Origin of the sequence: Alcaligenes nematophilus, assembly GCF_026344155.1 — a bacterium.
In the GTDB taxonomy this organism is placed as follows: domain Bacteria; phylum Pseudomonadota; class Gammaproteobacteria; order Burkholderiales; family Burkholderiaceae_B; genus Alcaligenes; species Alcaligenes phenolicus.
The window spans coordinates 133,228-153,982 of record NZ_JAPKMZ010000002.1 but is presented as its reverse complement, the minus strand read 5'-3'; the positions used below and the strand labels follow the sequence as shown (position 1 = coordinate 153,982).

17 protein-coding genes are annotated in these 20,755 nt (G+C 57.3%); 7 read left to right on the top strand and 10 right to left on the bottom strand.

All coding sequences use genetic code 11. From position 1 onward, the window contains the following. Positions 1-93: 93 nt before the first annotated feature. Together OSH04_RS05820 and OSH04_RS05815 are read left to right on the top strand one after the other, a co-directional pair. Positions 94-1,299, top strand: coding sequence for a putative DNA modification/repair radical SAM protein (locus OSH04_RS05820; RefSeq protein ID WP_009461276.1), 1,206 nt, complete (start codon positions 94-96; stop codon positions 1,297-1,299). 52 nt (positions 1,300-1,351) lie between these two features. Then, entirely contained in the window at positions 1,352-2,872 is a 1,521-nt protein-coding gene (locus OSH04_RS05815) for a UdgX family uracil-DNA binding protein (RefSeq protein WP_266108101.1), read from the top strand. Here OSH04_RS05815 and folK read toward each other — a convergent pair. Genes folK through hda form a run of 4 tightly spaced genes read right to left on the bottom strand, consistent with a single transcriptional unit; the run spans position 2,856 to position 6,131 of the window. After that, positions 2,856-3,308: a 2-amino-4-hydroxy-6-hydroxymethyldihydropteridine diphosphokinase gene (gene folK / locus OSH04_RS05810; RefSeq protein WP_266108279.1), complete on the bottom strand. Its 453-nt coding sequence runs from the start codon at positions 3,306-3,308 to the stop codon at positions 2,856-2,858. The two genes, OSH04_RS05815 and folK, sit on opposite strands and share 17 nt — an antisense overlap. A 29-nt stretch (positions 3,309-3,337) precedes the next feature. After that, on the bottom strand, positions 3,338-4,717 hold the full coding sequence (pcnB, locus tag OSH04_RS05805) for a polynucleotide adenylyltransferase PcnB (protein ID WP_009461279.1): 1,380 nt from the start codon (positions 4,715-4,717) through the stop codon (positions 3,338-3,340). Positions 4,718-4,727: 10 nt separating this feature from the next. After that, positions 4,728-5,429 carry an HAD family hydrolase gene (locus OSH04_RS05800; RefSeq protein WP_266108100.1) on the bottom strand — a complete coding sequence of 234 codons (702 nt, stop codon included), beginning with the start codon at positions 5,427-5,429 and terminating at the stop codon, positions 4,728-4,730. A gap of 3 nt (positions 5,430-5,432) precedes the next feature. Further along, a complete protein-coding gene (gene hda / locus OSH04_RS05795) occupies positions 5,433-6,131 on the bottom strand; it encodes a DnaA regulatory inactivator Hda (protein WP_022983475.1) in 699 nt (232 codons plus the stop codon). 54 nt (positions 6,132-6,185) lie between these two features. Between hda and purM the strand changes: the two genes are divergently transcribed. Continuing rightward, positions 6,186-7,235, top strand: a complete 1,050-nt coding sequence (gene purM, locus OSH04_RS05790; RefSeq protein ID WP_266108099.1) for a phosphoribosylformylglycinamidine cyclo-ligase — start codon at positions 6,186-6,188, stop codon at positions 7,233-7,235. Positions 7,236-7,520: 285 nt separating this feature from the next. After that, positions 7,521-8,981 (top strand): NCS1 family nucleobase:cation symporter-1, encoded by a 1,461-nt coding sequence (locus OSH04_RS05785; RefSeq protein WP_137431383.1) that lies wholly within the window; start codon positions 7,521-7,523, stop codon positions 8,979-8,981. Positions 8,982-9,081: 100 nt separating this feature from the next. On the opposite strand, the gene miaA is transcribed toward OSH04_RS05785, so the two are convergent. Both miaA and mutL read right to left on the bottom strand, forming a co-directional pair. After that, a complete protein-coding gene (miaA, locus tag OSH04_RS05780; protein ID WP_266108098.1) occupies positions 9,082-10,020 on the bottom strand; it encodes a tRNA (adenosine(37)-N6)-dimethylallyltransferase MiaA in 939 nt (312 codons plus the stop codon). Beyond that, positions 10,017-11,888, bottom strand: coding sequence for a DNA mismatch repair endonuclease MutL (gene mutL / locus OSH04_RS05775; protein WP_266108097.1), 1,872 nt, complete (start codon positions 11,886-11,888; stop codon positions 10,017-10,019). Before mutL ends, miaA begins: the two co-directional genes overlap by 4 nt. Positions 11,889-12,033: 145 nt before the next feature. Between mutL and OSH04_RS05770 the strand changes: the two genes are divergently transcribed. After that, on the top strand, positions 12,034-12,684 hold the full coding sequence (locus OSH04_RS05770; protein ID WP_026485215.1) for a VTT domain-containing protein: 651 nt from the start codon (positions 12,034-12,036) through the stop codon (positions 12,682-12,684). Between the two features lie 603 nt (positions 12,685-13,287). Here OSH04_RS05770 and OSH04_RS05765 read toward each other — a convergent pair. From OSH04_RS05765 to OSH04_RS05755, 3 genes are read right to left on the bottom strand one after another with little or no spacing between them, the layout of a single operon-like run. After that, positions 13,288-14,655, bottom strand: coding sequence for an N-acetylmuramoyl-L-alanine amidase (locus tag OSH04_RS05765; RefSeq protein WP_009461284.1), 1,368 nt, complete (start codon positions 14,653-14,655; stop codon positions 13,288-13,290). Continuing rightward, on the bottom strand, positions 14,619-15,119 hold the full coding sequence (tsaE, locus tag OSH04_RS05760; protein ID WP_266108096.1) for a tRNA (adenosine(37)-N6)-threonylcarbamoyltransferase complex ATPase subunit type 1 TsaE: 501 nt from the start codon (positions 15,117-15,119) through the stop codon (positions 14,619-14,621). Before tsaE ends, OSH04_RS05765 begins: the two co-directional genes overlap by 37 nt. A gap of 9 nt (positions 15,120-15,128) precedes the next feature. Then, positions 15,129-16,025 (bottom strand): AEC family transporter, encoded by an 897-nt coding sequence (locus tag OSH04_RS05755; RefSeq protein WP_009461286.1) that lies wholly within the window; start codon positions 16,023-16,025, stop codon positions 15,129-15,131. A 208-nt stretch (positions 16,026-16,233) separates the two neighbouring features. Here OSH04_RS05755 and OSH04_RS05750 point away from each other — a divergent pair, with 208 nt between their 5' ends. Continuing rightward, entirely contained in the window at positions 16,234-17,172 is a 939-nt protein-coding gene (locus OSH04_RS05750) for a tripartite tricarboxylate transporter substrate binding protein BugE (RefSeq protein WP_022983479.1), read from the top strand. A gap of 72 nt (positions 17,173-17,244) precedes the next feature. Here OSH04_RS05750 and OSH04_RS05745 read toward each other — a convergent pair whose 3' ends face one another. Then, positions 17,245-19,533, bottom strand: a complete 2,289-nt coding sequence (locus OSH04_RS05745; protein WP_035271015.1) for an NADP-dependent malic enzyme — start codon at positions 19,531-19,533, stop codon at positions 17,245-17,247. 143 nt (positions 19,534-19,676) lie between these two features. Here OSH04_RS05745 and OSH04_RS05740 point away from each other — a divergent pair, with 143 nt between their 5' ends. After that, positions 19,677-20,678: a LysR substrate-binding domain-containing protein gene (locus OSH04_RS05740; RefSeq protein WP_035275544.1), complete on the top strand. Its 1,002-nt coding sequence runs from the start codon at positions 19,677-19,679 to the stop codon at positions 20,676-20,678. The last annotated feature ends 77 nt before the right edge of the window (positions 20,679-20,755 follow it).

The following is a 20,755-nucleotide window of genomic DNA, read 5'->3' as shown; positions in this document are numbered from 1 at the left end:
GCCAGGCCGCTTGCCCTCTTTGAACGTTTTCTGGATAAGTGACGCCTTGAGCGAAAACTGTATAATGCTGTTTTTATATACAGTATTTCGATCATGGAGCTATCGCGCAAACTCGAAATTCTGGCCGACGCGGCAAAGTACGATGCCTCTTGCGCCAGCAGTGCCGCGCCCAAACGGGATTCCCGTGGGCGTACGGGTCTTGGGGCCAGTACGGGGGCCGGCATCTGTCATAGCTTTACGCCTGACGGGCGCTGCGTATCGCTGCTCAAAATACTGCTGACCAATTTTTGTCAGTATGACTGCCTGTATTGCGTGAACCGGCGCTCCAGCAACGTGCCACGCGCGCGTTTTCGGCCTGCCGAAGTGGTTGATCTGACGCTGGATTTTTATCGGCGTAACTATATAGATGGTCTGTTTCTGAGCTCGGGCATCATACGAAGTTCGGACTACACCATGGAGAGCCTGGTCGAGGTGGCGCGCTCCTTGCGCGAAGATCACCATTTTCGCGGCTATATCCACCTTAAAACCATTCCTGATGCAGATCCCCAGCTGATTACGTTGGCTGGTCTTTATGCAGACCGCCTCAGCGTCAACATCGAGCTTCCCACAGACGCTGGCCTGAGCCGTCTTGCGCCCGAGAAAAGTGGGCATACGATCAAGCGCGCCATGGGCGTCATTCGTCTGTCCCAGGAACAGGCTCAGGAGGAGAAGCGGCCTAAAGTGCCTGCCGGGCAAAGTACACAAATGATTGTCGGTGCGGATGCAGCGGATGACCGCAATATCTTGCAAACGGCGCAGACCTTGTACGGAGCCTACAAGCTCAAGCGGGTGTATTACTCGGCATTCAGCCCCATCCCGGACAGTTCGTCGGCGCTGCCAGCCCAGCCGCCGCCGCTCTTGCGGGAGCATCGTCTGTATCAGGCCGATTTCCTGCTGCGTAGCTACGGTTTCCGGGCCGAGGAGCTGTTTCAGGATAAGGGCGATTTACCCTTGGACATTGATCCCAAGCTGTCGTGGGCCTTGTCCAATCGAGCGGTTTTTCCGGTAGATCTGAATCGGGCGCCCGAGCGTCTGATTGCGCGTGTTCCGGGTATAGGCATACGCAATGCCAAGCGCCTGGTCGAGCTTCGTCAGATGCGGGCGATCCGATATCAGGACTTGATTCGCTTGCGGTGTTCCATCAAGACATTGCAGCCGTTTGTAGTGGTCCAGGATTACCGTCCCGGCCTTGCTGAAGCCGCGTCAGACAAGCTGCGACGCATGCTCTCGAGCAATCCGCAGCAACTGAGCTTGCTATGAATCCTCCTTGTGTGACGACCTTGCTTCTTTCTGGCAGCAGGAGCCAACAGTCATGATGACTCTGATGGTGAACGGCGGTTATCTGGCCTGGCGTGAGCAGGCATTACGCGCTTTGGCCGAGGGCTGGTCGCCGGAGGAGCTTTGTTGGGCAGAAGCAAGCCCGGCTTCGGGGCGGCAAGGGCAGCAAATCGGGCTGGAGTATGAAGCACTCCATACGCCGCTTTCCCCGCCTGTTTCCTTGCAAGAGCCCCAGGCGCAGCAGCCCGTTTCCAGTGTGTCTGTGCGTATTTCCAAAGGACTGGCTGCCTTGTTGCAGGATGCGGCCCTGTGTCGTGCGCCGGCGCGTTGGGCTTTACTTTACCGTGTCCTGTGGCGCTGGCATCAGGGTGATCGCAGTGTGGAGTCTGTAGCAGACGAAGATGGTGCCCGTTTGTACGAGATGGCCAAAGCGGTGCGTAAGGAAAAACACGACATGATGGCTTATGTACGGTTCCGCCATTGTGGCAAGGGCATGCAGCCCGAGTACTGGGCCTGGTTTGAACCTGAGCATGATGTGCTGGAGTGGATTGCAGACTATTTCTCCAAACGCATGGGGGGCACGTCGTGGTGTATCGCGACGCCGCAAGGGCTTGCACTGTGGGATGGTCGGAATCTGCAGCTGCAGGATGCCCCCGACAATATAGAGGCGTTACGGGCGGGCCCGGCCGATGATCAGGTGGAGGCCTTGTGGCTGCGCTATTACCAAAGCATTTTCAATCCCGCTCGGCTGAATGAAACCGCTTTGCAGCAGAGCATGCCAGTGCGATTCTGGAAAGGCCTGCCCGAAGCCAGCTTGATTCCCGCCATGATTAGCGAGGCCCGTAATGGCGCCCGGCGAGTGGGGCAGTTTAGTGCGGTAGCCCGGATGCCAGGCAAGTCAGTCGCGGTGGAGGCCCACAGCGCACAGCCATACCGCAGTGAACCGTCTGTACTGGAAGCCTGTCGTCGCTGCGGCCTATGGGAGCACGCTACGCAAGCCGTGCCGGGAGAAGGCCCGACAACAGCGCGTATGATGTTGCTGGGCGAGCAACCCGGTGATTACGAGGATTTGGCAGGGCGTGTCTTTGTCGGTCCTGCAGGGCGGGTTCTGGATCAGGCTTTGCAGCGTGCCGGTATTGAACGCAATGCGCTGTATCTGAGCAATGCCGTCAAGCATTTCAAATGGAAAGGGCGAGGCAAGCAGCGTTTGCATGTCAGCCCCTCTCAAGCCGAAGTGCAGGCATGTGGGCACTGGTTACAAGAAGAGCTGGCGCGTCTTGAACCTGCTGTCATCGTCACCTTGGGAGCGACGGCCTTGACTGCTTTGCTGGGAACCCAAGTGCCGCTTGCTCAGTATTTGGCCAAGCCGTTTCTTTTAGGGCAGACGTGGGTAATTGCAGCTTGGCATCCTTCGTATGCGCTGCGTGTGGACTCTGCGGCCCGCCGCGAGGAAATTGTCAGCAGTATTACCCAGGTCTTGCAAATGGGATGGCGGCTGGCGACAGGCTCCGCTATGGACGAGGGCCTGGCCGCGGGTATCAACTCAGCCGCTTGATTTCCTGATCTTGCACGTTGACCAGTAACTCCCTGATGTGGCCTTGAGCCAGTTCAAGTTCAGGAGCCAGATCAGCCAGCGGTACCAGCACAAAAGCACGTTCATGCATGCGGGGGTGGGGGACGATCAGCCGCTCCGTGTTGATCTGCTCTTGCCCGTAAAGCAGCAAGTCCAGATCCAGGGTGCGGGGTGCGTTGCGGTACAGGCGCGTGCGGCCGTGCTCTTGCTCGATGGCTTGTAGTCTGTCCAGCAAGGCCTCGGGAGCCAGGGTGCAGGTGAAGCGAACGACTGTATTGACGTAATCCGGGCCACTGGAATCGACGGGAGCCGTGCTGTAGAAATGGGCCAGCGTCAGATCCTGGATGCCAGCAGTAGCGGCCAGTTCAGCCGCTGCTGTGTCCAGAGTTTGTCGTGCTTCGCCCAGATTCGCGCCCATGGCGACGAAAACGGTGGTGCTGCCTGGAATCACGATTCGCTTCCACCCGTTGCGTTGCTGCGCTTGGCGTTGGAGCGACGGCGGCGGGTACGGCGCTGACCGCTGCGCGAGCCGGTAGCGGCGGTGCCAGCAGGTTTGCGCACGGCAATCATATTGCTGCGTTCTTCGTCACCGGCATCGGCCAGATCCATCCACCACTGCGCCTGCACGCTATCCACCTCTTTGGCTTCGGCGCGTAGTTGTAAAAAATCCACAGCGGCACGGAAACGAGGTTGTTCCGTCATGCGCCAGATAGCGCGATTGGCGATGCGCTCAAAACGGGGCTGCATGAACCAGATTTCGCGCATATCCGACTGGAAGCGCTTTTGAATCGGCATGATGCGGCTTTGTTTTTCCAGGATCAGGTCGGCGGCTTCCAGCAAGGCTTGCTGGGGATGCATGTCCTGGGCACTGCGTCGTTCCCATTCTTGCTTGACCAGCTTCCAGAGCAGGCAGGCATAGATAAAGCTGGGGCTGACCGATTTGCCAGCACGAACGCGGGTGTCGGTGCGGGCCAGGGCCATGTCCAGAAATTCAGAGCCACCGGGCAGGCGTTGAACCGGCTCGACCATAGGCAAGAGCTTGCTGTGCAGACCCAGCGCCTGCAGGCGCTGGATGCAGTCCATGGCGTGGCCGCAGTTCAGCAGCTTGAGTGTTTCGTCAGCCAGACGGGACTCGGGGACGTTCTCGATCAGACGCGACAAGGAACGAATGGGCGCATCCGTTGCCGGTTCAATGGTGGCATCCAGCTTGGAGGCAAAGCGCACGGCACGCAGCATGCGCACCGGATCTTCGCGATAGCGGGTTTCCGCATCACCAATAATGCGTACCTGACGGTCTTTCAGATCGGCTACCCCGTTGTGGTAGTCGATGACGGTTTCAGTCAGGGGATCGTAGTACAGCGCGTTCAGTGTGAAGTCGCGGCGTGCGGCATCGTCTTCGATGGTGCCGTACTCGTTGTCGCGCAGGATGCGGCCATGTTCGTCCGTTTGCTTGCCGCTATCATCGGCTCGGAAGGTCGAGGTTTCGATGATTTCCTGGCCAAACACCACGTGAACCAGGCGGAAGCGGCGGCCAATGATGCGGGCACGACGGAACAGGGGGCGGATTTGCTCGGGTGTGGCGTTGGTTGCCACGTCAAAGTCCTTGGGCTCCAGGCCCACCAGCAAATCGCGCACCGCGCCGCCCACGACATAGGCTTGATAGCCTTCGTGGTTCAGGACCTCGCACACTTTGATGGCATGACGCGAGACCAGACGCCGGTCTATGCCATGTTCTTCTCGTGTGTAGCGGCGCGGCCCTTTGGGACGCGCGCTTTTGGCTGGTTTGAGCAGCCGGTCGACAAATGTTTTTATTGTTCGCTTGAGCATGCGTCTGATTTTACGATTTGCTGTCCATCATGTCAGCGAACAAATCGATGACGACCCAATTGCGTTCGGTGGCCACGGCACGCAGCTTGTCGCTGGGGTTGGTTGCCACGGGGTCGGTCACCACTTCCATCAGGGGCAGATCGTTGGGCGAATCGCTGTAAAACCAGCTGCGCTCGAAGTCGGCCAAAGTTTTGCCCATGGTTTGCAGCCACTGTTCTACACGGGTGATCTTGCCAGCCTGAAAGCTGGGCACGCCGCTGATCTTGCCGGTGTAGCGGCCGTCTTTCATTTCGGGGGTGGTGGCGATCAGGTGGTCTACGCCCAATGCCACAGCAATGGGGCGTGTCACAAATTCGTTGGTAGCGGTCACGATCGCCACCAGATGGCCCTGGTCCTGATGTTGGGCCAACAGTTCGCGTGCAGCGGGGCTGATCGAGGGCAGGATCACGGCCTGCATGAATTCGTCCTGCCAGGCCAGCAACTCTTCCTGGCTGGCATTGGTGAGCAGGCCCAACATGAATTCGGCCGATTCCTCGGCCGTCAGCAATCCCTGGTTATAGCGTTCCATCAGGTCTTCATTCAGACGAATGGCTTCAGCGGGGTCACCGACGCGGCCGGTACGGGCCAGGAAGTCAGCCCACTGGTAATCGCTATCTAAAGGAAGCAGAGTGTGGTCCAGATCAAACAGGGCAATAAAAGAAGAAGCAGTCATGACTCAACTAGAAGATTGGGTCTGGCTGTTGGCCAGAAGTTCTTTGAGCAGGGGTAAAGTGATGGGGCGTTTCTTTACCAGTGAATAATTGTCCAGCGCATCGATCAGTGCGCTCAAGCGGTTCATATCGCGATCGTAGTGAGTCAGTATCCAGCTGAGCACTTCCGCTTGCAGCTGCAGACCGCGGGCAGCGGCTCGCTGTTGCATGGCTTCGGCCCGATGGGCGTCCGACAGGTATTCCAGCCTGAATACCAGGTCCCAGCCCAGGCGTGTGCGCAAGTCCTCGCGCACGGACATGGTTTTGGGAGCCCGGTCGCCGGAGACCAGCAGCGTGAAGGCGTCTGGCCGGGTGGCCGACTCGCGCCAGCGATTGTACAGTGCAAATACGGCAGCCTGTCCGTGCTCGTCAAAACGTTCGATATCGTCGATGGCCAAGAGGCTGGGAGGGGCTTTGTCATCGGTAGCGATGTCAAAGATGGGCTGGGAGGGTGTATCTGAACTAAAATAGCGGCTGTCGTCTTGACTGGCCATCGCCCGCAGCAGATGTGTTCGACCTGCGCCGGGCGGTCCCCACAGGTAAACCGCGCGTCCTGGACTGCACTGACGCAGAGCCTGCAACGCAGCCTGATTCGCTCCGGCAACAAAGTTGTCCAAAGAGGCAGGCGGTGCTGGAGATATATCCAGAATCAGTTGCTCGGTCATGTGTCGTACAATTTCGTCCAACTCGCAATTTTCACATATCCCACGGCTTTTCCCATGAAAAACACTACTTCTGTTTCCTTGACCTACCGCGATGCAGGCGTGGATATCGACGCGGGCGATGCCCTGGTCGATCGTATTAAACCACTGGCTGCCAAAACCATGCGTGCAGGCGTCATGGCTGGAATCGGAGGCTTTGGCGCTTTGTTTGAAGTGCCTACCCACCTTAAAGAGCCCGTTCTGGTGTCCGGCACCGACGGTGTTGGTACCAAACTACGCCTGGCATTTGACTGGCAGCGCCACGACACTGTGGGTATAGACCTGGTGGCCATGAGTGTCAACGACATTCTAGTCCAGGGCGCAGAACCCTTGTACTTTCTGGATTACTTTGCCTGCGGCAAGCTGTCGGTCGACACGGCTGCTCAAGTAGTTAGCGGCATTGCCAAGGGTTGTGAACTGTCCGCTTGTGCCCTGATCGGTGGTGAAACGGCAGAGATGCCCGGCATGTACCCCGAAGGCGAGTACGACCTGGCCGGTTTTGCAGTGGGAGCGGTAGAAAAATCGCGCATTATCGATGGCAAGTCCATTGTTCCTGGTGACGTGGTTCTGGGTCTGGCTTCCAGCGGTGCCCACTCCAACGGCTACTCCCTGATTCGCAAGATTCTCAAGCACGCCAACGCCAAGCCTACCGACGAGCTCGATGGCCGTCCTTTGGCTGACGTGGTCATGGAACCCACCCGCATCTACGTGAAATCCGTGCTGGCTGCCTTGGCTGCCCACGGTGCGGACATCAAGGGCCTGGCTCACATCACGGGCGGCGGCTTGCTGGAAAACGTGCCACGCATTCTGCAAAAGCACCTGACTGCCCGTCTGAAGCGCGATTCCTGGACCATGCCTGCCTTGTTCCAGTGGTTGCAAAGCAACGGTAACGTGGCCGACGAAGAAATGTACCGTGTGTTCAACTGCGGTATCGGCATGATCATCATTGTTCCTGCAGACAAGGCAGACGCCATCAGCGCCACTTTGTCCGAGCAAGGCGAAACCGTCTACCAATTGGGCGAAATCCTGGAGCGTCAGGAAGGTCAGGCACAGACCGAAGTGGTCTAAAAACCTCTGATCTTTCCCTCAGTAAAAAAGCCAGCTCATCGAGCTGGCTTTTTTTATTCCTGCATCCTGCTTTGAATTGCCCTGTATTACCGCATCGAATCTGATGTATTTGATTTTCAAATAAATATTATATGGATTTGATTATGTCGTTTTTCGAGCTAATCCGAATTTAGGTATTACTCGTACATTCCATAATGTTCCCCGATCAGCAAGGCTCCTACAGTAGCGGCAAGCACATAGAAATTTCAGCTGAAATGTTAGAAGCAATTTCTTAGGGGGAAGAAAATGGAGCACAGCGATTTATCTTTGAAAGACCCGCATCCTGCTTTGCACAACGAAGACTTGGCGCCTTTGCCACGACAAAAACGCTTGTGGGGCTGGTTCGAGATTTTCAACGTCTGGTCTAACGATATTCAAAGTCTGTTTGGCTACACCTTGGCCGCCACCTTGTTCATTTCTTATGGTTTGAATGGTTGGGCCGTGTTTGCCGGCATCTTGCTGGCCGGTTTTATTGTGATGGGGCTGGTGAATCTGAGCGGTAAACCCAGCGTGCTGTATGGCGTTCCCTATCCTGTGATTGCCCGTATCAGCATGGGGGTGAAGGGCGCCAAATTCCCGGCCTTGGTGCGTGGGATTGTGGCTATCTTCTGGTACGGCGTGCAGACCTACTTTGCCTCCACGGCCTTGGCGCTGTTGTTCAATGCCTTGCTGGATCACCCCGGCGGAGCCTTGTTCCTGGGGCTGGATTGGGTGGGCTGGGTGTCTTACGTGGTGGTTTGCATCCTGCAGCTGGGTATTTTCCTGATGGGCATGAAGTGGATTACGCGCTTCCTGAACTGGGCGGGCCCGTTGGTGTATCTGGTGATGTTCGCCTTGCTGGCCGTGATCTGGTACAAGGCTGGCGGTGGTTTGCTCGATAAAGTGGGTGAGATCTTTGCCGGTAAAGGCTCTTACGAAGGCGGACCCTTGATGGCCTTTGGTGCGGTGGTGGGCACTATGGTGGCGTACTTTGCTGCCGTTGTGATCAACTACGGCGACTTCTCGCGCTTTGTGAAAGACGAGCGCAGCATGCGTATCGGTAACTTCATGGGCTTGCCTGTCAGCCTGGCCGTGTTCTCCTTCCTGGCCTTGTTCATTACCGCCGGTACAGCTGTGTTGTTTGGCGAAACCTTGACCAACCCTACCGATATTGTGGATCGCGTCGATAGTCTGGCTTTAACGGTGATCGCGGCTTTGACCTTCTTTGCCGCAACCGTGGGTATCAACCTGGTGGCGAACTTTATTCCACCGGCCTTTGATTTGGCCAACCTCAAGCCCGAGCTGATCTCTGCCAAGATGGGCGGCATTCTGACAGCCGTAATTGCTTTCTTTATCGGTGCCTTGTGGCTTCCCTTGATCAGCGCTATCGGCATTACGGGTTTTGTGGACACCTTGGGCGCCTTGCTAGCTCCCTTGTACGGCATCATGATTGTGGACTTCTACTTGATCCGCAAACAGCGTGTCGTGGTGTCGGATCTGTTCAGCCTGGCAGAAAGCGGTACCTACTACTTCCAGAACGGCTGGAACAAGCGTGCAATGGCCGCTTTCTTCCTGGCGGCGGTGTTCTCGGTAGCGACCGTCTGGGTGCCTGCGCTGGCGAATATGGCGGGTTACGGCTGGCTGATTGGTGCCTTGTTGGGTGGCGCGTTCCAATACGTGGCCATGCGCACCAAAGTTTTGCCCAAGCTGAGCGGCGCTTCGGTGTAAGAGGCGTTTCGGGTAAAAAAACGGTCTCTTTGAACGGCCCCTTGGCAGTCGGATACCATCCGGCCGTCAAGGGGCCGTTCCTACGAGCGAGCCTGGTGTATCAGGCTGGCCAGATCTGGCGTGCCGCTTGCACAATCTGCTCGGCGGCTTGCGGGCTCTGGCAGTTGAATTGCAGACGCTCGGGTTCGGAGCGTAGCCAGGTCAATTGACGTTTGGCTAGCTGGCGAGTCGCGGCAATCGCCTGTTCGATCGCCACGTCCAGACTGACTTCGCCGTCCAGATACGACCACAGTTGCCGATAGCCCACACAGCGAATGGAGGGCAGACCGGGATGCAAATCAGGGCGCTGGTACAGTTTCTCCACTTCCTGCAGCAGCCCTTGCGCGATCATGTCGTGATAGCGAGCCGCAATGCGCTTATGCAGCCAGGATCTATCTTCTGGCTCCAGGCTCATGGTGACGTACTGATGGCTCTCTTCTTGCGGCTGGGCTTTGTCCTTGAGCCAATCGCTCATGGTCTTGCCGCTGACATGGAAAATCTCCAGCGCACGTTGAATGCGCTGGCTGTCGCGGGGAGCCAGTCGGGCAGCCGTCACCGGGTCGATGCGGGTCAGTTCCTCGTGCATGCCGGGCCAGCCAATTTCCTGGGCACGCTCATCCAGTTGCTGGCGAATGGCAGGGTCTGCCTGCGGTAAATCGTTCAAGCCTTCGCGCAAGGCTTTGTAATACAGCATGGTGCCGCCACATAGCACAGGGTAATGCCCGCGCGCCCGGATTTCTTGAATAAGACGGGTTGCGTCGGTGGCGAACTCTGCGGCTGAGTAACTCTCTACCGGGTCGCGTATATCCAGCAAGTGGTGGGGGATAGCGGCTTGTTCTTCGGCGCTGGGTTTGGCGGTGCCAATGTCCATGTCACGGTAAATCGTGGCCGAGTCCATCACAATCACTTCAATCGGCCAGTGTTGCGCCAGGATATGCGTGCTTGCGCTTTTGCCGCTGGCCGTCGGGCCAGCCAGGCACAGAATGGGTAAATCGTTCATTGTCCACGCATAAAAAGTTTGTCCAGCTCGCTGAGCTTCCATTGGAACCAGGTGGGGCGGCCGTGATTACACAGGTCGGCCCGGTCAGTTTGTTCCATCTTGCGAAGCAGAGCGTTCATCTCGGGGATGCTCAGGCGACGATTGGCGCGCACGGCGCCGTGGCAGGCCATGGTGGAGAGCAGTTCATTGCGTTGCTCATCCAGGTGGCGTGACGAGCCTACCTGAGCCAGATCGCGCAGTACGGCACGGGCCAGCGATTCGATATCGCCTTGAGCCAGAAGGGCGGGGACGGCGCGCACGGCCATGGTGGTGGGGCCTGCCGGGTTCATGCTCAAGCCCAGATCGGCCAGGGTTTCCTGATGCTCATCCAGCAAGGCGATATCACTTTCCGAGCAACTGAATACGACCGGCACCAGCAGATCTTGACGAGGCAGTTCGCGGCCATCCAGAGCCTGCTTCAATTGTTCGTAGACCACGCGTTCATGTGCGGCGTGCATGTCCACCAGAATCATGCCCTGGCGGGTTTCGGACAGGATATAGATGCCGTGCAACTGGCCCAGGGCCATGCCCAAGGGAAACTCGTCCGTCGCGCTGTCTGCCTCGCTTTGATAGCTGGTGACTGGTGTGTTGCTGGGTGCAGGCTCAATCGGACGGTACATGCTTTTCCAGTCCACATTGCCGCCGCCAGATGGCTCGCGCAGGCTGAAACTGGATTGCCAGCCTTGGCGAGCTGGATGGCTGTACGGCATGGCGGGTTCGCTGCTGGTATAGGAGCTGCTGGGTGCGCCAGGAGTGGCCGAAGGGTAGGGTGTGCCCGTTATAGGAGGCTGGGTAGCGCCTTCAGGTAAAGGCATGGCGGCAACAGGCGTTTCGCCGGCCATGCTGCCTTGCGCCAGGGTTTGTCCAACAGATTGCAGCACGAAGCGGTACACGGCACCGCTGTCCCGGAAGCGAACCTCGTGCTTGGCGGGGTGTACGTTCACATCCAGCGTGGATGGGGCAATGTCCAGAAACAAGGCATAGGCAGGCTGGCGATCTCCATGCAGTACATCGGCATAAGCACTGCGTATAGCATGTGACACAGTACGATCACGCACAAAACGGCCATTCACGAACAGGAACTGTTTGTCTGCACTGGGGCGAGCATGGGCGGGGTGAATCACCAGACCGCGCAAACTGATCAGGCCTTGTTCCTGGGCGACAGGCAGGCTTTGCTCAATAAACTCTTTGCCCAAAATATCCAGCAGACGCTGTTCCAGCGTGCCGCTGCGCCAGTGGCGTTGGGGCTTGTCATTGTGAAACAGTCGGAAAGCGATCTGCGGCTGTGCCAGGGCAATGCGCTCCAGCGCGGTCACGCAGTGGCCGTACTCCGTGCCTTCCGTACGCAGGAACTTGCGACGGGCAGGGATTTCGTCAAATAGCTGACGTACATCCACATGCGTGCCAATCTGCCCGGAGGCGGGCTGGGGTTCGCTTTGACCCAGTGAGTACTCCCAGGCGTGCGGGTCGTCCTGGGTGCGCGAGTTGATCGTCAGACGGGCTACCGAGGCAATAGAGGGCAGGGCCTCACCCCGAAAGCCCATGGAGGCCACGGACTCCAGTTCTTCCAGCGAGCGAATCTTGCTGGTGGCATGTTGCAGCAGCGCCAGGGGCAATTCTTCCTGGGTGATGCCGTGGCCATCGTCGCTGACAGAGATGCGGCGTATGCCGCCGCCGTCCAGGCGAATCTCGATGGCACTGGCTCCGGCGTCAATCGCGTTTTCCAGCAATTCCTTCAGGACAGATGCCGGGCGCTCGATAACTTCACCGGCTGCAATTTGGCTTACAAGCAGGTCCGGGAGTGGGATAATACGGCGTCTTGATGACATAGGGCGGCTGGCCTTGTGTGTATTCAGGGTTGAACATTACACGTTCAACGGGTTTCAAACGGTAGCGGCTTATTTTAACCGCTTGCTCTATGGTGTCGGTCTGGCCAGTATCGGACTGGCTGGATTGTTATTTTGGTGTGGAACTATGCCCGATTTACTCAGCATGATCCTTCATATTGACCAGTACCTGGGTGTGTGGGTCGAGCAGTATGGAGCCTGGATTTATCTTGTTCTGTTCTTGATTATATTTGGCGAGACCGGGCTTGTGGTTCTGCCATTCCTGCCGGGCGATTCTCTGCTGTTTATTGCTGGAGCCTTTGGCGCTTCGGGCATGCTGGACCCGGTCATGCTGGGTGGCCTGCTGATCGTGGCAGCCGTGCTGGGTAATACCGTGAACTATCACGTGGGTCGGTATATAGGCCCGAAAGTCTTTACTCAGGAATCCCGGTTCCTGGATCGTCGTGCGTTGGTCAAAACCCATGCTTTCTATGAAAAGCATGGTGGCAAGACCATCGTCATTTCCCGCTTCCTGCCTTTGTTCCGTACTTTTGCGCCTTTTGTAGCGGGTGTGGGCCATATGAATGCCATGCGCTTTCAGATGTACAACATTACTGGCGCGGTACTGTGGATTTGCAGCTTGATTACCCTGGGCTACTTCTTTGGTAATGTGCCTTTCATCAAGGCGCATTTGAATACCATTGTGCTGATTGGTATTGCGGCAGCGGCAGTGCCTGTTGTGGCTGGGGCCTTGTGGAAGATCTTCAAGCGCAAGAGCAAGGGTGATGCGACTTTGTAGGATTTGAGATCGGATTGTTTGCTTGTTAAAGGTTAAGGAAAGGACGCCAGTAGGCGTCCTTTTTTATTTCGGGAACCTGTCAGATATCGCTGTTGTGGGCGAGGGGGTAAAAGCTGTCGCAAAATCTGGGTTCAAGTGTTCAAGTGTTCAAGTGTTCAAGTGTTCAAGGTAACTATTGGCACTCTCCGTATTTTTGAAAAAGCCGCCTCTGTTTCAGCCTTTAGCAAAGAATGCCTCAGTTTTCTTGAGGGGGAGCCGCTAGTCTGCAGGCGGGGCCCTGGCCCGTGCTGCGCACGGGTACCCTTGTCTCTTGAGCTATCCAGGCGCCCCGTGAACTCGCGCGATAGCTCGTCCCCCGGACGAGCTATAAGCGTCGCGCTCAAACAGCACGGGGCTTGTATCCTGGATAGCTCAAGAGCCTGCGGCCAGAACCCTGACTCGCCTGCAGACTAGCGGCTCCCCCTCAAGAAAAGGCCATGCCGATTCAGGTTCAAACAGGTCCTTGCCCAAAGATGCTCTCTTTTCTGAACAGCTTCAGACTCTATAGAAACAAAAAAAGCGCAGCATTTTTGCTGCGCTTTTTTCATCGAACCAAGCAGATAGTTAGCTACGGCTGGCCAGTGCCGGAAACTCGGCAAAATATCCCCGGATGCCGGTCAGAATGGCTTGGGCAATCTTGTCCTGATGCGAAGAACTACGTAGCAGACGCTCTTCTTCCGGATTACTGATAAATGCCGTTTCGATCAGAATCGATGGAATATCCGGTGCTTTCAGCACAGCAAAACCAGCGCGTTCAACATTGCGCTTGTGCAGGCGGTTGATCTTGCCGATCTCGCCCAGCAGGCGCGAACCCACTTTCACCGAGTCGTTAATCTGTGCGGCTGTGGACAGGTCCAGCAGAATCTGTGCGACCTGACGGTTGTGGGAACCCAGGTTCAGACCACCGATCAAGTCAGCATCGTTCTCTTTCTTGGCCAGCCAACGGGCCGCCGAGCTGGTTGCACCGTTCTGGGACAGGGCGTAGATGGACGAGCCACGCGCACTGGGCTTGATCCAGGCGTCGGCATGAATACTGATGAACAGGTCCGCTTTCACCCGACGCGCTTTCTGTACACGCACTTGCAGCGGCACGAAGAAGTCCGAATCACGCGTCAAATAAGTACGCATATTGGGTTGCGCATCAATCAGACGCTTCAAGCGTCGGGCGATATTCAGCACCACATCTTTTTCACGGGTACCACCGGGGCCGATGGCACCGGGGTCCTCTCCACCGTGGCCGGGGTCCAGCGCAATCAGCAACGGACGATTGGGAGTACCCGGCGTGGCTGCAGGCGAAGGGGAGCGCGGTGGAGTCGTGACAGGAGGCGGCGTACGAGCGACGGGCGGCAAGGTTTGCCCTTGTACCGTGGGCACAGGAGCATCAGGCGAGTTTTGAGCCAGGCTTTCCAGGACGGAAGCCAGGGGGTCGTTATCGTCCTGAATTTGCAAGGCCAGCAGCGGGTCTTGCGCCACACGCGGGTACAAGTCCAGCACCAGACGGTACTTGTATTCGCCAACGGGCTTGAGCGTAAAAATCTGGGGAGCGACGGCCTGTTTCAGATCCAGCACCAGACGCACGACGTCGGGGCGGTTCTGGCCCACGCGCACGGAGCGAATGTAGGGATCATTGGGGCGGACCTTGGAAACCAGCTCCTCGATGGTGCGGTTCATGGTCAGGCCCTGGATGTCCACCACCATGCGATGGGGGTTTTCCAGTGTGAAGTGCTCGGCCTTGAGCTCGCTATCCATTTCCAGGGTGACGCGGGTGTATTCGTCTGCCGGCCAGGTACGGACGGCCACGATGGTGCTGGCGTTCGCCAGCCGCGGTATGACGGGAAGCAGGAACAGGGTGGTGGCCGTGGCGACGAATCGGCGACGGGCCTTGCCGGCTGGGGCTACTTCTGCAGGCTGGGGGCGAGTGTCGTAATCCATAGCGTTCCTTTGGCGCTGCGTGCATCCAGGGTGGCCAAACGACCGTCACCGCAATAATCCAGGTGTAAATCCAGATCGGGCTCGGGCAATAAATCCCCTGCTTTTTCGGGCCATTCGATCAGCACAACAGCATTGTCTTGCAAAATATCGCGAAAACCTGCGTCGACCCATTCTCGTGGATCGCTAAATCTATAAAAATCAAGATGATAGAAGTATAAGCTAGAAACTTTATAACTTTCAAGCAAAGCGTAGCTAGGACTTTTGATACGACCGGTAACGCCACAAGCCCGTAACAGGGCCCGAACAAAGTGGGTTTTACCGGCGCCCAGGTCACCATGAAGATGAATTCGGCCACCCACAGGCACACCGGGAACCTGACCGCTTAGCAGCGGGGCAAGGCGCTCGGCCAAGGCGGTGGTGGCGTCCTCGTCAGGCAAGGACAGGGTTAAAGTTTGCGGATTCATAGGCTTGGATCAGGTAGCGAGGGATAACCACAATGGAATGGTCAAGCCCGCTAGTATAGTGCCGATCGACATGGTCAGCGCGACCAGACGGCTATCGGCTCCCATGCGGGCAGCCAGTACGTGGGCAGAAGAGGCCGTAGGCAGGGCAGCAAATACCAGTAACATCTGGCGCTCCAATGTGCTCATATCCAACACCCAGGCAATTGCCAGGGCCGCCAAGGGCAAAGCCAGCAGCTTGATGGCCGTAATCCAGCCGATCAAGGCCCCCGCACGCCGCGAGCCTTGCAGGGACAAGGTGGCGCCTACACACAACAAACCAATCCCCAGGGCACAAGCCCCCAAGCGGCTAAAGGCCAATTGAACCGGGCCTGGTACGGACAAACCAGCCAGATTCCAGGCCAGTGCAGCAACAGTAGACAGAATCAGGGGATTTTTAAGCAGCTCGATGGCGATACGGCCTTGTTGTCCGCGCGCCAGCACGGTTACTGCCACCATATTGGCCATGGGAACAGAAAAACCCACCAGTAAAGCCATGACGGCTACGCCCGATGGCCCGGCAATCGCACTGGCCAGAGACATCCCCAAATAGGTATTGAAGCGAAAGGCGCACTGAGTCAGGGCCGCGTGCTGCAAATGTTCGGGTTTCAGAATGGGCAGGGCCAGCCAGGCCAGAACCGTGCCTACGGCAATTAAAACAGCCGCAGCGACCAATAAAGGCCAGGTATCGCCCAGATTGAGCGGAATGCGGGTAATGGAATCAAACAGCAGGGCTGGAAACAGGACGTAATAGACTAGCTTCTCCGCACCCTGGAAAAAATCCCGGCTGAAATGAAAGCGATGCAGCAGTAAAGCCCCCAGTGCAATTAACAGGAAATCGGGCAGAATCAGCGGGAATATTGTGGCCATGATGAGGGTAAATAGAAGCAGATATAGGTATATCCCCTGTAGGTATCTGCTTTCAGAATTAACAATTGATGGGGATTAGCTGCGCTATTATTGGTTAGTTCCCCTTACCCAGGGGATGGATCTACAAAAAGACTAAAGAGGAGATGTTCCCATGATAGAGAAGTTTCCCAAGAAATTTGCGCTGCTATCCCTTTGTGCAAGTTTGTCCATGATCGGCACGGCTAATGTCGCTCATGCTCAAGCGGATTATCCGAATCAAGCGATTCGCGTCATTGTTCCTTTTGCGCCAGGCGGCTCCACCGATATTGTGGCGCGCATTGTGACCAAGGGCATGAGCGAAGTGCTGGGCCAGTCCATGGTGGTAGAAAACAAGGGTGGTGCCGGGGGCGCTATTGGAGCGGCAGAAGCGGCTCGCGCCAAACCTGACGGCTATACCTTGTCAATTGCCACCATCTCGACTCTGGCAGTGAATCCCGCTTGCCGCCCCAATGATTTGCCTTACGACCCCTTGAAAGACTTTGTGCCGGTCAGCAACTTTGCCAACCTGCCCAACGTGATCGAGGTCAACCCCAAATTCCCGGCACAGAACTTCAAGGAGTTCGTGCAGCAACTGAAAGACAATCCAGGTAAGTATTCTTACGGCAGCTCGGGCACTTGCTCGGTGCTGCACTTGTTTGGCGAAGCCTTCAAGCTGGAAACTGGCACCGACATCGTGCACGTTCCTTACCGTGGTGCCGGCCCGGCTGTAACGGATGCGGTCGGTGGCCAGATCAATGCCATGTTTGATAACCTGCCTTCGTCCATGGCCCAGATCCAGGCTGGCAACTTGCGCGCATTGGCTATTGCCTGGCCCGAGCGCCTGCCTGCTCTGAAAGATGTGCCGACCTTGGCCGAAGAAGGCTACCCGCAGCTGAACAGCCCGGCCTGGTATGGTCTGCTGGCGCCCAAGGGTACGCCGCCTGAGATCGTTGCCAAGCTGCATGCAGCTGCCGCTGAAGCCTTGAAGAAGCCCGAAATTATTTCGGCTCTGGAAAAGCAGGGGGCAACACCGTCGGGTAATTCGCCTGAAGAGTTCGCCAAGGAAATCAAGGAGCAGTACGACTGGGCCCACGACGTGGTCAAGAAAGGCAATATCAAGCTGGAATAAGCCTTGGACTTTAAATGTCAGCCATAAAAAAACCGGCCTGTGCAGGCCGGTTTTTTATTTCAGCCCCAAGGCCTAGCCACGATTGGCTTGCAGCACGGTCAAGGCCGTCATATTAATGATGCGGCGTACGGTGGAGCTGTAAGTCAGGATGTGTACAGGAGCATTGGCGCCCATCAGGAAAGGACCGATGGCCACGTTGCTGCCAGCAGCGGTTTTGAGCAGGTTGTAGCTGATATTGCCAGCGTCCACGTTCGGGCAGACCAGCAGGTTGGCCGATCCTTTCAGCGAAGAGTTAGGCAAGGTGCGGCTGCGCAGGGCTTCGTCCAGCGCGCAGTCGGCGTGCATTTCGCCGTCCACTTGCAGCTCGGGAGCCTGTTCCTGAATCAGCTTCAGGGCCTCGCGCATCTTGGGACCGGAAGCGGCCGAGTCCGAACCGAAGTTGGAGCGCGACAGCAGGGCGACCTTGGGTTCCAGGCTCAGCGTGCTCAACATGCGGGCGGCTTCAATCGTGTATTCCGCAATTTCCTGTGCGTTCGGGTCGTCGTTGACGTGCGTGTCAGTCAGGGCAACGGTGCGCTCGCCCAGCAGCAGGATGTTCATGGCGGCGTACACGCTGGAGTCGGGTTTGCGACCGATCATCTCGTCGATGTAGCGCAGGTGGTTGTGGTAGGAACCGATCGTGCCGCAGATCATGCCGTCGGCATCACCCAGGTGCACCATGGTCGAGCCAATCAGGGTCAGGCGGCGACGCATTTCCACGCGAGCCATTTCCTTGCTGATACCGCGACGGCACATTTTTTCCCAGTACGTGGTCCAGTACTGGTGGAAACGGTCGTCAGACTCGGGGTTGGTCACTTCCACATCCACGCCCAAACGCAGGCGCAGACCAAATTTCTTGATGCGGGACAGCAGCACGGCAGGGCGGCCAACCAGAATCGGGTGGGCCAGCTTCTCGTCCACAATCACTTGCACGGCACGCAGCACGCGTTCTTCTTCACCTTCGGTAAAGACGATGCGAGCCTTGCCGCCTTCGCGCACCAATTGCTTGGCTACGGCAAACACGGGCTTCATGAACGCGCCGGAGTGGTAGACAAACTGTTGCAGCTTGGCGATGTAGCCTTCCAGGTCAGCGATAGGGCGGGTTGCCACGCCTTCTTCCATGGCGGCTTGAGCCACGGCGGGGGCGATGCGCACGATCAGACGTGGGTCGAATGGCTTGGGGATCAGGTAGTCGGGGCCAAAGCTCAGGCCGTAACCACCGTAGGCAGCGGCCACGGCTTCGTCTTGCTCTTCTTCAGCCAGAGCCGCAATCGCGCGGGCAGCAGCTTTTTCCATGCCACGGGTAATCGTGGTGGCGCCCACATCCAGCGCACCGCGGAAGATGTAGGGGAAGCACAGCACGTTGTTGACCTGATTCGGGAAGTCCGAACGGCCGGTTGCCATGATGACGTCATCGCGAGCAGCTTTGGCCACTTCAGGCAAAATTTCGGGGGTGGGGTTGGCCAGCGCCATCACGAAGGGACGGTCTGCCATTTTCTGCAGCATTTCAGCTTTCAGTACGCCACCGGCGGACAGGCCCACGAACACGTCAGCATTTTCGATGACATCAGCCAGCTTGCGTGCTTCGGTTTCTTTGGCGAAACGGGCCAGTTCAGGAACCTGGTGACCAGGGCGGCCTTTGTAGACCACGCCGTCAATGTCGGTGACCCAGACATTTTCTTCGGGCAGGCCCATGTCCACCATCAAGTCCAGGCAAGCCAGTGCGGCCGCACCGGCACCGGAGGTCACAACCTTGATCTTCTTGATATCTTTGCCGACCACTTTCAGGCCGTTCAGGAAAGCCGCCGTCACGCAAATGGCGGTACCGTGCTGGTCGTCGTGAAAGACGGGGATGTTCATGCGTTCGCGCAGCTTGCGCTCCACTTCAAAACACTCGGGTGCCTTGATGTCTTCCAGGTTGATGCCACCGAAGGTGGGCTCCAGACCGGCGATGATATCCACCAGCTTGTCGGGATCGGTTTCGTTGATCTCGATGTCAAACACGTCCAGGCCAGCAAATTTCTTGAACAGAACGGCCTTGCCTTCCATCACGGGCTTGGAAGCCAGGGCACCAATATTGCCCAGACCCAGCACAGCGGTACCGTTGGAGATCACGCCCACCAGATTGCCCCGGCCGGTGTAGCGGAAGGCGTTTTTCGGGTCGACCACGATTTCTTCGCAGGCGGCAGCAACACCAGGGGAATAGGCCAGGCCCAGGTCACGTTGGCTGACCAGGGGTTTGGTCGCGGCAATGGTGACTTTGCCGGGAATGGGGAACTCGTGGTAATCCAGGGCGGCTTGTCGATCTACAGGTGAACTCATCGTGTCCTCTTGCTCAGGCGCCAAACAGGTGTTTGGTGAAATCCAGGGAAGGCGTGGCGAATAGTGCGCCAGCGCCGGCTTTCAACAAGTGTAGATAATTAAACAGTCCGCAGTATTAGGGCTTATTATTGCCCTATTAGTAAATGCTTATAGATAGGGGTAAAGGCTTGGAAACAAACGATATCGCCCATCGCCTGGTACAACGACTCAGGTTGCGTCACCTGGCTCTGCTGATCGAAATCGACCGCTTGGGCTCGCTGACCAAAGTGGCGGATTTAATGGCGATGACTCAGCCTGCGGTCACTCAAGCCTTGGCCGAGGTGGAGCAAGTCTTTGGCACACCGCTATTCCTGCGTTCATCGCGTGGTATGGAGGCAACAGCGCAAGGGCAGATCGTGATTTCACGTGCTCGGGCCATGGTGCAGGACATGGAGTTGTTGAGTCTGGACTTGCAGGCGCACAGCATGGGGCGGCAAGCACATTTGCGGCTGGGGGTGATTCCCCTGGTGTCCGGCAAGCTGGTTTCCACGGCCTTGCGGGCAACTCGCCCTCAAGGGCAGGTGGTGTCCGTCAGCATTACTGAGGGGCTAACGGAAACGCTGCTGGAACAACTGCGTGATCACGCTTTGGATGCAGTGGTGGCGCGCAGTTCTCCGGACTTGAATATGAAAGGGCTGCGCCATGAAGCCTTGTACGCGCAGCAACCACGCTTGATTGCCAGCCGGGAACTGGCGGGGCGATTGGGCCGACGCAAGTTGGATTGGGCGCAATTGCAGGATCTGGACTGGATTCTGGGACCGCGCAATACCCCGATGCGGCGGCAGGTGGCGAATCTGTTTTTGCGGGCAGGCTTGTTGGAGCCGGTGCCCAGTGTGGAAACCTCTTCACCCAAGCTGATCGGTGAACTGATCGTGAATCACTCCCGTGCTGTGTCTGTGGTCCCGACCGAAATTGCTGAAGAACTGGTGCGCGTGTCCGGCGTGGCGATTGTGCCGTACTCCTTTGAGTGGGGCTTGTCGCCTATCGCGCTTTTTACTCGGGTGGCCGGTCAGCAGCGTCCGGTGGACACGTTGTTCGCGCAGGAGCTGAAACGGGTGTGCACTGATAAGACTGTGCCTTTGGAGCGGGGGGCTTTTTTCTACTAATGTCGTTCTGTCTGCTGCGGGCTGATTGCTAGTGTTACACCGTGAGCGCCCTATGCTGAGCTTGCCGGGCAAGAGCT

Coding starts and splice junctions, on each gene's coding strand:
- OSH04_RS05820 (WP_009461276.1), top strand. CDS start 94: ATGGAGCTATCGCGCAAACTCGAAATTCTGGCCGACGCGGCAAAGTAC.
- OSH04_RS05815 (WP_266108101.1), top strand. CDS start 1,352: ATGATGACTCTGATGGTGAACGGCGGTTATCTGGCCTGGCGTGAGCAG.
- folK (WP_266108279.1), bottom strand. CDS start 3,308: ATGGGCGCGAATCTGGGCGAAGCACGACAAACTCTGGACACAGCAGCG.
- pcnB (WP_009461279.1), bottom strand. CDS start 4,717: ATGCTCAAGCGAACAATAAAAACATTTGTCGACCGGCTGCTCAAACCA.
- OSH04_RS05800 (WP_266108100.1), bottom strand. CDS start 5,429: ATGACTGCTTCTTCTTTTATTGCCCTGTTTGATCTGGACCACACTCTG.
- hda (WP_022983475.1), bottom strand. CDS start 6,131: ATGACCGAGCAACTGATTCTGGATATATCTCCAGCACCGCCTGCCTCT.
- purM (WP_266108099.1), top strand. CDS start 6,186: ATGAAAAACACTACTTCTGTTTCCTTGACCTACCGCGATGCAGGCGTG.
- OSH04_RS05785 (WP_137431383.1), top strand. CDS start 7,521: ATGGAGCACAGCGATTTATCTTTGAAAGACCCGCATCCTGCTTTGCAC.
- miaA (WP_266108098.1), bottom strand. CDS start 10,020: ATGAACGATTTACCCATTCTGTGCCTGGCTGGCCCGACGGCCAGCGGC.
- mutL (WP_266108097.1), bottom strand. CDS start 11,888: ATGTCATCAAGACGCCGTATTATCCCACTCCCGGACCTGCTTGTAAGC.
- OSH04_RS05770 (WP_026485215.1), top strand. CDS start 12,034: ATGCCCGATTTACTCAGCATGATCCTTCATATTGACCAGTACCTGGGT.
- OSH04_RS05765 (WP_009461284.1), bottom strand. CDS start 14,655: ATGGATTACGACACTCGCCCCCAGCCTGCAGAAGTAGCCCCAGCCGGC.
- tsaE (WP_266108096.1), bottom strand. CDS start 15,119: ATGAATCCGCAAACTTTAACCCTGTCCTTGCCTGACGAGGACGCCACC.
- OSH04_RS05755 (WP_009461286.1), bottom strand. CDS start 16,025: ATGGCCACAATATTCCCGCTGATTCTGCCCGATTTCCTGTTAATTGCA.
- OSH04_RS05750 (WP_022983479.1), top strand. CDS start 16,234: ATGATCGGCACGGCTAATGTCGCTCATGCTCAAGCGGATTATCCGAAT.
- OSH04_RS05745 (WP_035271015.1), bottom strand. CDS start 19,533: ATGAGTTCACCTGTAGATCGACAAGCCGCCCTGGATTACCACGAGTTC.
- OSH04_RS05740 (WP_035275544.1), top strand. CDS start 19,677: ATGCTTATAGATAGGGGTAAAGGCTTGGAAACAAACGATATCGCCCAT.